Here is a 13064-nt window from a genome sequence, read left to right as displayed (position 1 = left end):
ACCTATACTCCCATAAAAGCTTTACTGGTGCTTACAGTAAAAATTTCTAGTTCAACTCGACTAGCAGGGTATTCTTCAACCTTGTATTCGAACTTTTTCCAATAAAACTTCCACTTCAGAGATTCTAGTTTTTCTAAATAAGCTTGTATCGCAAAGTAAGACCCTTCAAAAACTAGCTTAACACCATGATGATAAAGTTCAGCAACCTCTTTAGGTTTATCTGTATTAGTTTCACCCAAATATAAAGGCGTAGGTGGAATCGAATTTAGTGCAATTAATTTAATATCTTTACTATTTTTTAATACACTTTCTAGCACTTCTACCATCTGCTTAGCTGGCACTAAATTACTTATCTTATTTTGTAATTTTTCGTCTAAGGCATTGATTTCTTGATTTAATTTTTCAATACGCTGACGAACTTCAATATTAAGGTCGACCTGAACACCATTGGTTAATTTTTCTAACTGCAACTTCACCGTTTGCTGTTGCTCTTTCTCAGCGATAATATTGGTATTCAACATTTGTGTTTTATCAAATGTAGGCTCTAACAGTAATGTGTAAAGCAAATATACAATCAACGCGACACCTGCCAAAAACAATAACACTTGCTCTCGCGTGCTTAACTCTATGAACTTATCTGAAAGTTTAGAAAATTCAGATACTTTAGATTCACTCATTTGCCACCGCCTGAGCAGTTTGTGTATCTGCATCTTTGGTCAAAATAAAATTCAATAATCCTTCATCATCTCGAAATATTCGTGTGTCAGAAAACTCTTGTCCTCGAAAAAAACTAGAGTCACTTAATTTGTTGACCCACATTGGAATATATTCAGAGTCTTGGGTAGCACCTTCAATAGTGACACTGGTGCTATCCATATATATCCGAGTGAGCCATAATTCTTTCTGATGATTCTCAGCTAAATCAATCATCAAATCTGCAAAACCAGTACGTTTTTGTGTATCTTGGCCAACCAATTCAACATAAACTCGCTTTTTCATCTTAATTATTTGCTGTTTAGTTGCTACTTCAGCTAATAATTTAGGGTCCGTGACTAATCCATCATACTCATCTTGCAAGGATTTAATTAACGCACTTTGTTGACTGTTATTATTCTGCGTTTGCTCAAGTTCTGTCATCAATTCTTGTTGAGAAAAAGAAACGTAGCTATTAATTAAAACAGCAACAACAACAAGGATTAGCCAGACTGCAACCACAAAAGGTAAAGAAAGCACTCTAAGTTTAGGTTGAAGGTCGGCTGTATACAGATTTATATTAAGCTTCATTCGGCAAGTACCTTATCGCTAGCTAGAGCTGCCGCTAAACTTGTAAAACTTTTTGGATTTAGCGATAAGTCCTGTTCTTTTTGAATTTCTGGCTCAAACGGCACAACAGACACATACACTAAATCTTTTATAAGATCTGCTATTACATCTTGGTGAGTGCTATCCAATACAAGATACAGTTTTTTAACTGGCGCTTGACGTAATTGACTCTCAAAATAGTCCATAGAACGTTGTACTTCCAAGCCTAAATTATCCACGATTCCCATAGATAATTCTTCAGCTGACAAACTGCCCAAATTTTCATAACCATTAAGTCGGCGAGAAAAAAACAGCTTACTTTGTTTGATAATATTTAAGCTTAGTTGTCCACCCTGCTCTTGTTTTAATACAATCGCTGCATCTTCGCTAAAAGGGATCAGGTTGCAAATTGACAATTCTTCTATGCATATTTTTTCTAAGACTAAAGCCGCTTCCAAAATACCATCACGAATCGAACAAATTTCACTTTTGGTAACGGCAACCACATTGACTTGTTTTATACCAGATGACGATGTGGGGGGATCAAAATAATCAACAACTAAATCTTCGTCACCAGGCAGGTTCTCTTTAACACTCCATTGTAATGCTTGTACTAGCTCAGAATCGTCTACTGCTGGTCGATCTAAATGCATGATTTGATATTTAGATATTGATAACACTACATTACATTTAGTGCTTTGCAATTTATTTTGTTCAACGTAATGTTTTAGCTGATGTTGCCAATTTTCTTTACTTAAAGAATGTTGTTTAACCCAAATTAATTGGCCATTAGACTTTTGTAAACTTGATATATGCAAATTATGCACACCAAATTCAATCCCAACAGAATGGAACTTAGATGCTTTTCTAAATTTAGTTTTGATGTACTGACGCCAGCCAATATTCATATCGTACGCTAAGATGCCCGTAGTTAATGCCATTACAGCAAAAATAATTACAAAGCGCCAGCGCTAAAAGCAGATAATTCGATCAAATTTATTTAATAAATCCAATGATTTATAAAAATAGAGGTTAACCTTAGGAGTATTCGATCTATTTATATATAGTTAACTATATATAAATTTTTTCTTACTCTTGCGGAGTGTTAAACTTTACCAACACTTAGAAATTGATTTATTGCCCTTGTCTGCATACATATTTTTATCTGCAGCCTGAACTAAGTCATAAGGGCTTTTTGCATCTAGTCCGCGAATCGCTCCGCCAATGGCAATCGACACATCTACAGTAATTAATTCATTATCAGGTGACTTAAGAGCATATTTATCATCTATTATTGCCCTTTTATTTTCTATTATTTCAGTTAAAGATTCAGCACAGGTAACGCTGGGAGCAATTAACAAAAACTCATCTCCACCAAAGCGACAAATAAAATCACTCGCTCGATTAAACATTTTCAAACGGTGGGCAACTTGCTGTAAAATAATGTCTCCAACCCCATGCCCATAATTATCATTGATCAACTTAAACCCGTTAATATCAAACAGTATGGCTGCATAAGATCTTTGATATCGGACATAATCAGCTTCAAAATTTTCTAATCTGTGATCAAAAGCAGCTCGATTATATAGATCCGTCAACTTATCCTTAATTGCTAATTCTTCAAGTGCAGCATACAAAACGCTGCGCTCTCTCGCATATGAGATTGCCCGCTTAAGAGAGTGAGTGCTGACTTCATCCTTTAATAGGTAATCTTGAGCCCCTAACTTTATTGCTTGTAAACCTAGCGTTTCATCACTACCGGTTAAAACAATGATAGGAAGATCTTGGCTTATCTCTTTTACATCTTTTAACGTTTGTAAACCTAGACTTTCTGAGATATTTAAATCAATAACTAACAAGTCAGGAATTATATATTCAAGAGACTTTTGCAAACTTGTTACTGAAGCAAAATCGACAGTTATATATCTACAGCTATCATCTGCATTAACAATCTGCTTGAAAAGATAGATGTCATCTGAATTATCTTCTAACAAATAAATTGTTATGTCTGTCTTCATATTTAATTTTCCCTATTAAAATTATACAGCAGAGTAAATTTCATATTAAATATACGACAAATTCACAAAGTGGTGTCATTATTCCTAACATACATTTTAAATAAACAGTTAGATAAAAATTTGTCACTAAGACCAGAGAATTAAGCCTTGATTTTTTATCTTTTGCAATAGTAAACAGTTTTATGAATCAATATAAGCATCATACCCACTTATCACACCGAACCGGTTGGCTTCGTGCCGCTGTAATGGGTGCAAATGACGGTATTGTTTCAACCGCGAGTCTTATTGTTGGGGTGGCCGCAGCTAACACAAGCCAACAAGGGATACTTATAGCCGGATTAGCAGGACTAGTCGCTGGAGCAATGTCTATGGCTGCGGGGGAATATGTGTCGGTCAGCTCACAGGCCGATACTGAAAAAGCTGACCTTGCGATTGAACAAAAATCTATAGAGCAAAATTTTGAATTTGAGCAAGATGAACTTAGCAAAATTTACCAGGACAGAGGGGTGGAACCCGCTATTGCCAAACAAGTCGCGCAACAGTTAATGGAATACGACGCACTTGGCGCTCATGCTAGAGATGACATAGGCATTTGTGATACTGGAACAGCTCAACCTGTGCAAGCTGCACTATATTCTGCAATAACCTTCACAATAGGCGCTGCTTTTCCATTAATAATAGCTTGGCTAATGCCACTTAATTTATTAATTCCTTTAGTGGCAATAGGCTCCTTAGTCTTTTTATCTCTGCTAGGTGCAATTGCAGCCAAAACAGGTGGAGCATCAATTTTTACCGGTGCTATAAGAGTGACTTTTTGGGGATCATTAGCCATGGCTTCAACGGCAGGCATAGGCCAACTATTTAGTCTCTAATACCAAATTTTAAGTAAAAATATCACTCTATGTAACAAGGTAAAATCAAATTGGACTAAAGACGCTGAAGCCAAGGGGTAAAGTCACTATATGTCTGGGTGTATTATAAATAATAGGCTTGCTTCACCAAATTATAAGAAAGGTCATAAGAAATTTGTTCGGCTTGTTGTTCTGTTAATCTGTGATCAGATACCAGCTCGGCTAAAAAAGCACAATCCATACGACGAGCGACATCATGTCTAGCAGGAATAGACAAAAATGCCCGCGTGTCATCATTAAACCCTACCGTATTGTAAAACCCTGCTGTTTCAGTCACTTGCTGACGATAACGTCGCATTCCTTCTGGACTATCATGGAACCACCAAGCAGGCCCAAGTTTTAAAGCAGGATAGTGACCAGCCAAGGGCGCCAACTCTCTTGAATAGGTAGTTTCATCTAAAGTGAACACAATAATATTCATTTTTGGGTGACAGCCATACTTGTTCAATAAAGGACGTAAATTCTCGACAAATTCAACTTGAACCGGAATATCAGCACCTTTATCACGGGCAAATTTTTCAAAAAGCGGCTGGTTATGATTCCGGTAGACTCCTGGATGAATTTGCATGACTAGGCCGTCTTCAATACTCATGGATGCCAGCTCAGTTAACATTTGGGCCCGGAAACGATCGGCTTCTTCAGGGGTAAAATCTGTAGAACGAATTTTTTGATATAAGGCTTCTTTTTCATCGTCAGCTAAATCTAACGTTCTGGCGGTTGGATGCCCATGGTCGGTGGAAGTAGCCCCCATCTCTTTAAAATAGTTACGTCTATTTTGTAAGCTAGCTAAATAACCTGCAAAACTATCAATATTGATACCAGTAATTTCAGCCAATTTAGTTAAGTTATCTTCGAAACCTTCAAATTCAGGATCCGTCACATTATCTGGTCGAAAAGCAGTTATGACTCGGCCATCCCAACCACTTTCTTTAATCTTTTTATGATATCGAAGATCATCTAATGCCCCTTCAGTTGTAGCTATAACTTCAATATTAAAGCGCTCAAATAAGGCCCTAGGTTTAAAAGAATCCTGCTGCAAAGCTGAGGTAATTTGCTGATAATAATCGTCAGCATTTTCTACACAAAGGGCGTATTCCATGTTGAACACATTAGTAAACACATAATCTAACCAAATACTGGTTGGAGTACCTTGAAACAAAAAGTAATGCTCAGCAAAGGTACGCCAGATTACTTTAGGATCGCTTTCTACTTTGACTTGTTCGTTTTCTGGCACAGTAGTTTTACTTGTAAAACCTAAAGACTCTAAAGGAATACCATGACTAAACAACATTCGTAATAAATAATGGTCAGGTTGCACTAACAACTCAGTTGCATTCGAAAAACATTCATTATCGGCAAACCAGCTAGGGTCAGTGTGCCCATGAGGGCTGACAATAGGTAAATCTTTAATCTTATTATAGAGTCTTCTAGCTATGTCACGTTGTACAGGGTCTGAACTAAATAACCGGTCTGGATGTAAATGAAGTTTCTGGATCACGATAACACCTAACTATAAAAGTCGTTTAATAATAAGAGTTGCTGAACTGGTTCATCAAATCAACAACAAGCAAAACATGTAACAGCGGAACCTTTTAGCTAACAACTTGCAAATTGGTCAGGCCGAATCACCATTCAATCAAATTTAGCAAATTAGTTCAACAAATTTAATGGCACCAACTAGTTCTGAAATATGCATTTAATCCATAATTAAAGAATCTAAAACACCCCAAAAACAACAACTAAACGCTATTAACTGACAGAATATACAAGCGTTTCACCTGACATGTTAGTATTTATTAACTACCTAACGAGTTGTTTAATTGACGAGTTTTATTTACTGGTTCCAGCGCAACAGTTACGTGTCAGACCAATTTTCAATTAGTGTGGAATTTCAGAATGAAAAATAAAAATATCTTCGAGCAAGAAATGCATATACCTCAAAATGGCTAGAATAAATATACAATTCATTTGTTTTTAAGCTGTGCCTGAGTGTTTAAGTGCAGTTAAATACTGTTATAAAAACATTAGGCTTGGGGCTAATAAGTATCAGCCCCATCTAGCAAAATATTGTCAAACCTATTTGTTATAAGTTAAACAATGTTCCACTTCATTTTTAGAACCTAAAAGAACAGGTACTCTTTGATGAATTTCAGTTGGCATGACTTCCATTATACGTCCGGCCCCCGTATCAGCTAAACCACCAGCCTGTTCAACTAAAAAAGCCATTGGGTTTGCTTCGTATAATAGGCGTAATTTCCCTGCTTTATTTGGATCCCTCGCGTCATACGGATACATAAAAATACCACCACGAGATAAAACTCTATGGATATCACCAACCATAGCCGCCACCCAACGCATGTTAAAGTCTCTTTCTCTTGGGCCTTCAGTACCTGCAAGTAAATCGTTAACGTAGTTTTGTATTGGTGATTCCCAATGACGTTGATTGGAAGCGTTAATTGAAAACTCAGACGTTTCTTCAGATATTTTAACATTAGCAGTAGTTAACAAAAATCCGCCATGGGTTTTATCTAAAGTGTATAAATGAGTACCTTTACCTGTCGTCAATGCCATCATAGTAGACGGGCCATACAGAACATACCCTGCCGCTACAATTTGAGTACCTGGCTGTAAAAATGCCGATGGGTCATCGGGTTCCATCCACTGAGGAGCGTGAGTAATTGAAAATATCGTACCTATCAAGCTGTTAATATCAGTGTTAGACGAACCATCAAGAGGATCAAAACTCACAAGGTAGTTACCATTGGGATTACATCCCACTACATCATCTTCTTCTTCTGATGAGATAGCTTTTACGTACCCAGACTCTCTTAAGATATCTTTTAATATTTGGTTAGAAATAACATCTAACTTTTTCTGAGTTTCACCTTGTACATTTTCACTTAAGGTGGAACCTAATACCCCAGCTAATGCCCCTTGACTAACCCGAAATGAAATTTCTTTACAGCCAGCTAATAGAGTTCTTAATAATAAAATTAACTCCATTGGTGCGCCATCTTCTTGAAGTTGTGAATTTAATCTTTTCATTAGTATTTACTACCTTATGGTTTGTAGGGACAAAGATAAGTGGCATATTTATTTTTATTACTATCACCACAATACAAGATATATTGTACCTACTAAGAATAACAATCCCAGTAATCTAACGGAATTCATTATAACTATTAATTAAAAATTGCTGAACTCACTCTAATTAGCCAAGTTTGAGATAAATTCGCATATTTTTACAATCTTGATTGGGTTCAATAATATTGTTCTGATAATCTAAGCTCATTATTATTTTATCTTGGCAGTTTATGCATCTTCATATATTAGGCATTTGTGGCACTTTCATGGGCGGTATTGCCGCTATAGCTAAAGCTATGGGGCACAAAGTAACAGGTTCCGACAGCAACGTTTATCCCCCCATGAGCACCCAATTAGAGTCTTTAGGTATTGAATTATTTGAAGGTTACGATCCTGTTCAATTTTCTCCGCAACCTGATATTGTAATTATCGGCAACGCACTTTCTCGTGGTAATCAAGCTGTTGAATACGTGCTTGACAAAAAATTAGCCTATATAAGTGGCCCACAGTGGTTACTAGAAAATGTACTTAAAGATCGCTGGGTAATTGCCGTAGCCGGCACTCATGGTAAAACAAGCACAGCCAGTATGTTGGCTTGGATATTAGAATATGCAGACTTAAACCCTGGTTTTTTAATCGGGGGAATACCGCAAAATTTTGATGTCTCTGCCCGTTTAGGTGACAGTCCTTTTTTTGTGATAGAAGCTGACGAATACGATAGTGCTTTTTTTGATAAACGCTCCAAGTTCGTTCACTACCGTCCTAACACATTAATATTAAACAATTTAGAGTTCGACCACGCTGATATTTTTGAGGACTTAGCCGCCATTCAAAAACAATTCCATCATTTATTACGTATGGTGCCCAATAATGGTTTGGTATTACATCCCAAAAATGATCACAATTTAACCCGTGTTTTAGATATGGGTTGCTGGACTCCAGTTCAATCAATAGGAGGTGATTGGCAAGCAGATAATGCAACAGCTGATGGTTCTCAGTTCGATGTATTATTTAAAGGGCAAAACTGCGGCACAGTAAATTGGCACTTACTTGGGGAACACAATATCAACAATGCATTAATGGCTATTGCCGCAGCTAAACACAGTGGTGTGAAAAGCGATTTGGCTATAGAAGCACTTGGCAAATTTGTTAATGTAAAACGCAGAATGGAAGTCAAAGCACAAATTAACGATATTACTTTATATGATGACTTTGCTCATCATCCAACTGCTATAGCCACAACCATTAATGGCTTAAGAGCAAAAGTAGGTGAAGCTCGAATATTAGCAGTCCTAGAACCAAGATCTAATACCATGAAAATGGGTATACACAAAGACACACTTGCTGCATCTTGGGATCAAGCAGATCATGTATTTATATTTGAACCCACCAGCCTAACTTGGTCTATGGAGGATTTATTAGCCCAAAGTAAGATCACCGCTATGTTATATAAAGACATGGATATACTTGTGAAATCAATTGTTTCCTATGCCCAGCCAGGCGACCATATTTTAGTCATGAGTAATGGCAGTTTTGCTGGTATTCATCAGCGCCTTATTGATGCCTTAAGAGCAAAATTTGCATAACAAAAGTAACCTTAGAAGCGAAAATAACAGATGAAATTAAATAAATTATTACTGGGTATCTCTATAACTGTTACCAGCTTCCAAGCGTTGAGTTGGGGGCAAACAGGCCACAGGGTAACAGGAGCTATTGCTGAACAATATCTGACAGCAAAAACACAGGCAGCTATTTCAGCATTATTACCAAATGAAGACTTAGCAGAAGCGTCAACTTACCCTGATGAAATGCGTTCTGATCCTAGTGAATTTTGGAAAAAAACGGCTAGCCCTTGGCACTATGTGAATGTTTTTGACAATAAAACTTATTCTGACGTGGCGCCACCACCTGAAGGCAATGCGGTTACAGCTTTGGCAAACTTTAGCAAACAACTAAAGAGCGAACATTCCAGCCTTGCCGAAAAACAATTAGCCTTGAGATTTATTGTCCACATTATTGGAGATTTACATCAACCTTTTCACGCTGGAAATGGTAAAGATAGAGGCGGTAATGATGTGAAGTTGCAGTTTTTTTGGCAAGACTCTAATCTACACCGAGTTTGGGATTCAGAGTTAATTGATAACCAAAAGTTATCCTATACAGAATGGACTGACAGACTCAATAAAAAAATATCTAAGCAACAAGCCAAAGAATGGATGAATACTGACCCATTGATATGGATTGCAGAAAGTGCCGAAATTAGAAAAAAAGCTTATCCCAAAGAAGATAAAATATCTTGGGCTTATCAATACCAACAATTACCCTCAGTGAAACAACGATTACAAATGGGCGGAGTCAGAATCGCCGCTTATTTAAACCAATTATTTAAGTAAGCCTTTTGACGATAACAAATTTGCAAGTCTTACCCTCTGTACTAGCGGGCCCTATTGTTAGGCATGCTAGCGCAGAGCAGGTGTGTTTTTGGTTAGTGACAAAATGTGATTACAATTTTGCAGTTAAACTTTTCGAGCAAGACAAACCGTCTATTTGGTTTGATGAAGAATTAACCAATCAACAAATTTCTCAAGTGCAAGTAGGTTCACACGCCTTCGTAAACATAATCACAATAACCCCTTCAAGTGTCATTCCATCAGGCTCTAGGGTCAGTTATGAAATAAATTTAATTAATACAGATCGACAAATATTTTCAGTTAGCCAAGTATGTGCAGATTTACTCTATCCACAACAATCTCACCCCAGCTTTGTTATATCTAATGACATAAAACGTATTCTACATGGATCCTGTCGTAAGCCCCACCACAACAGTGACGATGGACTATGCTTGGTTGATATACAGCTAGAAAAATCTCTCAACGGAGAGGTCGATCCCCCCAACCTACTCATGATGGCAGGCGACCAAATTTATGCAGACGATGTAGCAGGACCAACCTTAGTTGCGATCAAACAAACGATAGAACAACTCGGTTTGTTTCATGAAGACATCAATGGATCTGTAGTTAAAAACAGTAAAGAGATTTTTCAGCATACAGATTGTTATTACCAACGCCCTGCTTTACTACCTGATACCCCAACAACAGAAAACACCTATAACAATTTTTTCAGCGCCAAAAAAAAGCCTATATTTACTTCTGATAATGCCAATAACCACTTAATGTCTTTTGCTGAAGTAATGGCTATGTATATTTTAACTTGGTCCCCAGAAATGTGGCAACGGATAACCCTATCTGACGACCCCATACCAAAAAAATTTAAGTCTATTTTTGGCAAAGAAAAAATGGCTATAGAAAAGTTTGCTACAGGGTTAGCAAAAGTTCGCAGAGCATTAGCACACGTTCCTGTTTACATGATATTCGATGACCATGACATCACAGACGACTGGAATTTAACCCGAGGTTGGGAAGAAGCCGTTTACCAAAATGAATTTGCTAAACGTATTGTGGGCAATGCTTTGATTGGCTATTGGTTATGCCAAGGTTGGGGGAATTGCCCAAACACTCTGCAGCCATTAAAAGATTTATGCACTAGTCATTTTACCAAGCGAGGAATAATTGAACACGACGAATTAGTCGATAAGTTATTAGCCTGGGAGCATTGGCATTATCATTTAGCGACTAGCCCTAAGCTTGTTGTGCTCGACACCAGAACCCAACGATGGCGTTCAGAGTCTAGTTTAACTAAACCATCAGGCTTAATGGATTGGGAAGCTTTGTGTGACTTACAGCAAGAACTTATAGGCCAAAAGTCGGTAATAATGGTATCTGCTGCACCGATATTCGGCGTTAAATTAATCGAAACCATTCAACGAATTTTTACCTTTTTTGGTAAAGCTCTAACAGTAGATGCTGAGAATTGGATGGCCCATAAGGGGACGGCTAGTGTGATGTTGAATATTTTTCGTAACCGTAAAACGCCACCCAATTTTGTTATTTTATCTGGTGATGTTCACTATTCTTTTGTTTATGACATTAGTTTACGTTTTAGACAAAATAGCCCTAATATTACGCAAATTACCAGTAGCGGTATTAAGAACCAATTCCCCGAAAAATTACTCAACTGGTTCGACACTCTCAACCGTGTTTTATATAGTAAATATTCACCACTAAATTGGTTTACCCAACGCAGAAATATGCGCATACAACACAGAAAACCGAAAGGACAAAATGTGCGCACTTTGCTTAATAGTGCAGGTATAGGTCTATTAGAAATTGACCAAGATTGTATTCACGTTTCAGCAAAACAGTTGACGACTAACGGTAAAGAAGTCATTTTCAAAAAAAGTAATTAATCAAATTCATAGGGTACACATTAACCTGAGTTAAGTTTTCACTGACTCAGGTTTTATTGGTTATGTATGCGCTGAGTATGAAGGCAATGATTTAACAGAAGTGCAAGGTAGCAATTGAATTAAGAACGCACGCACAGAAACAATTAAGTTAGATAACAACTGCTATATAAAGGCTCGATTGAAATCAATCGAGCCTTTATCACAACAAAAATTATGGTTTTAGCTGAAATAACAAGAATTAAAGATGAAAAGGTTTACTCAACTTATGTACCGCATCAATAAATACCTTGGCATTTTCCGGTGGGACATCTAAATGAATACCATGTCCTAGGTTAAATACATGGCCATCACCTTTACCAAAACCATCGAGTATTAATTGTACTTCTTGTTCAATTCTCTCTGCTGGGGCATATAACATAGAAGGGTCCATATTACCTTGCAAGGCCACTTTATCGCCAATACGTTTTTTCGCATCAGCCATATCTACAGTCCAATCCAGACCAACCGCATCACATCCAGTAGCAGCTATTGATTCAAGCCATAATCCGGCATTTTTAGTAAATAGGGTCACTGGCACTTTACGGCCGTCATTTTCACGAGTTAGACCATCAACAATTTTATGCATATAACGTAACGAAAACTCATTGTAATCACGACCTGATAACACACCACCCCATGTATCAAATACCATAACAGACTGGGTTCCAGCGGCGATTTGGGCGTTTAAATACAAAATTACAGAGTCCGCAAGTTTATCTAACAATAGATGTAAAGCTTGAGGTTCACTAAAAGCCATTTTTTTGATTTTAGTAAAAGCCTTACTTGAGCCTCCTTCGATCATATAAGTAGCTAAAGTCCATGGGCTGCCAGAAAAACCAATTAAAGGGACTTGGCCCTGCAAATTTTTACGGATGGTCCGCACAGCGTTCATCACATAACCCAATTCATCTTCTGGATCTAAAACGGGTAATTTTTTAATATCCCCCATACAAGTTAGTGGTCGTTCAAATCTTGGGCCTTCCCCTGTTTCAAAATACAGGCCTAATCCCATTGCATCAGGAATAGTTAAAATATCGGAAAAAAGAATTGCTGCATCTAGATCAAATCGACGTAAGGGTTGTAAAGTCACTTCACAAGCTAATTCTGCATTTTTGCAGAGGGACATAAAATCTCCTGCCACTGCGCGTGTCGCTTTATATTCAGGTAAGTATCGACCAGCTTGGCGCATCATCCATACAGGTGTGACGTCTACGGGTTGGCGTAACAAAGCCCTTAAATATCGATCGTTCTGCAATTCTTGCATCAGTTACCTCTAGTCATAATAAAGCTCGCCCAATGACAATTTGATTGTATCAGGCATAAAAATTGGCAGTATTGTAGCGGCTTTACGGCTTGAAGCTAAGTAAATTAGACAAAAAGTTGAACAGTTTGTTTGTGTTGATT

11 protein-coding genes are annotated in these 13064 nt (G+C 37.5%); 4 read left to right on the top strand and 7 right to left on the bottom strand.

The window, feature by feature from the left end:
* Positions 1-2 precede the first annotated feature (2 nt).
* From gspM to GQR87_RS00855, 4 genes are all read right to left on the bottom strand, one after another.
* Positions 3-677: a type II secretion system protein GspM gene (gspM, locus tag GQR87_RS00870; RefSeq protein ID WP_158965623.1), complete on the bottom strand. Its 675-nt coding sequence runs from the start codon at positions 675-677 to the stop codon at positions 3-5.
* Positions 670-1284 (bottom strand): PilN domain-containing protein, encoded by a 615-nt coding sequence (locus tag GQR87_RS00865; protein ID WP_158965621.1) that lies wholly within the window; start codon positions 1282-1284, stop codon positions 670-672. Before GQR87_RS00865 ends, gspM begins: the two co-directional genes overlap by 8 nt.
* Positions 1281-2210, bottom strand: coding sequence for an MSHA biogenesis protein MshI (locus GQR87_RS00860; RefSeq protein WP_158965619.1), 930 nt, complete (start codon positions 2208-2210; stop codon positions 1281-1283). The genes GQR87_RS00865 and GQR87_RS00860 overlap by 4 nt, the downstream gene beginning before the upstream one ends.
* A gap of 204 nt (positions 2211-2414) precedes the next feature.
* Entirely contained in the window at positions 2415-3320 is a 906-nt protein-coding gene (locus tag GQR87_RS00855) for a GGDEF domain-containing response regulator (RefSeq protein WP_158965617.1), read from the bottom strand.
* A gap of 182 nt (positions 3321-3502) precedes the next feature.
* On the opposite strand from GQR87_RS00855, the gene GQR87_RS00850 reads away from it, so the two are divergent.
* Positions 3503-4192 carry a VIT family protein gene (locus GQR87_RS00850; RefSeq protein ID WP_158965615.1) on the top strand — a complete coding sequence of 230 codons (690 nt, stop codon included), beginning with the start codon at positions 3503-3505 and terminating at the stop codon, positions 4190-4192.
* Between the two features lie 103 nt (positions 4193-4295).
* On the opposite strand, the gene uxaC is transcribed toward GQR87_RS00850, so the two are convergent.
* Together uxaC and GQR87_RS00840 are read right to left on the bottom strand one after the other, a co-directional pair.
* Positions 4296-5729 (bottom strand): glucuronate isomerase, encoded by a 1434-nt coding sequence (uxaC, locus tag GQR87_RS00845; RefSeq protein WP_199271668.1) that lies wholly within the window; start codon positions 5727-5729, stop codon positions 4296-4298.
* Positions 5730-6307: 578 nt separating this feature from the next.
* On the bottom strand, positions 6308-7276 hold the full coding sequence (locus GQR87_RS00840; RefSeq protein WP_158965613.1) for a class 1 fructose-bisphosphatase: 969 nt from the start codon (positions 7274-7276) through the stop codon (positions 6308-6310).
* A 269-nt stretch (positions 7277-7545) separates the two neighbouring features.
* On the opposite strand from GQR87_RS00840, the gene mpl reads away from it, so the two are divergent.
* Genes mpl through GQR87_RS00825 form a run of 3 tightly spaced genes read left to right on the top strand, consistent with a single transcriptional unit; the run spans position 7546 to position 11621 of the window.
* On the top strand, positions 7546-8901 hold the full coding sequence (mpl, locus tag GQR87_RS00835) for a UDP-N-acetylmuramate:L-alanyl-gamma-D-glutamyl-meso-diaminopimelate ligase (RefSeq protein WP_158965611.1): 1356 nt from the start codon (positions 7546-7548) through the stop codon (positions 8899-8901).
* A gap of 30 nt (positions 8902-8931) precedes the next feature.
* Positions 8932-9708, top strand: a complete 777-nt coding sequence (locus GQR87_RS00830; protein ID WP_158965609.1) for a S1/P1 nuclease — start codon at positions 8932-8934, stop codon at positions 9706-9708.
* A 5-nt stretch (positions 9709-9713) separates the two neighbouring features.
* Positions 9714-11621 carry an alkaline phosphatase family protein gene (locus tag GQR87_RS00825; RefSeq protein WP_199271667.1) on the top strand — a complete coding sequence of 636 codons (1908 nt, stop codon included), beginning with the start codon at positions 9714-9716 and terminating at the stop codon, positions 11619-11621.
* 238 nt (positions 11622-11859) lie between these two features.
* Here GQR87_RS00825 and hemE read toward each other — a convergent pair whose 3' ends face one another.
* On the bottom strand, positions 11860-12924 hold the full coding sequence (hemE, locus tag GQR87_RS00820) for a uroporphyrinogen decarboxylase (RefSeq protein WP_158965607.1): 1065 nt from the start codon (positions 12922-12924) through the stop codon (positions 11860-11862).
* Between the last annotated feature and the right edge of the window lie 140 nt (positions 12925-13064).

The sequence above is a fragment of the Paraglaciecola sp. L3A3 genome (assembly GCF_009796765.1).
Taxonomy (GTDB): Bacteria; Pseudomonadota; Gammaproteobacteria; order Enterobacterales; family Alteromonadaceae; genus Paraglaciecola.
The sequence above is the reverse complement of the archived record's forward strand: the minus strand, read 5'-3'. Positions and strand labels throughout refer to the sequence as shown.

Coding starts and splice junctions, on each gene's coding strand:
- GQR87_RS00860 (WP_158965619.1), bottom strand. CDS start 2,210: ATGAATATTGGCTGGCGTCAGTACATCAAAACTAAATTTAGAAAAGCA.
- hemE (WP_158965607.1), bottom strand. CDS start 12,924: ATGCAAGAATTGCAGAACGATCGATATTTAAGGGCTTTGTTACGCCAA.
- GQR87_RS00840 (WP_158965613.1), bottom strand. CDS start 7,276: ATGAAAAGATTAAATTCACAACTTCAAGAAGATGGCGCACCAATGGAG.
- mpl (WP_158965611.1), top strand. CDS start 7,546: ATGCATCTTCATATATTAGGCATTTGTGGCACTTTCATGGGCGGTATT.
- GQR87_RS00865 (WP_158965621.1), bottom strand. CDS start 1,284: ATGAAGCTTAATATAAATCTGTATACAGCCGACCTTCAACCTAAACTT.
- GQR87_RS00850 (WP_158965615.1), top strand. CDS start 3,503: ATGAATCAATATAAGCATCATACCCACTTATCACACCGAACCGGTTGG.
- GQR87_RS00855 (WP_158965617.1), bottom strand. CDS start 3,320: ATGAAGACAGACATAACAATTTATTTGTTAGAAGATAATTCAGATGAC.
- GQR87_RS00830 (WP_158965609.1), top strand. CDS start 8,932: ATGAAATTAAATAAATTATTACTGGGTATCTCTATAACTGTTACCAGC.
- gspM (WP_158965623.1), bottom strand. CDS start 677: ATGAGTGAATCTAAAGTATCTGAATTTTCTAAACTTTCAGATAAGTTC.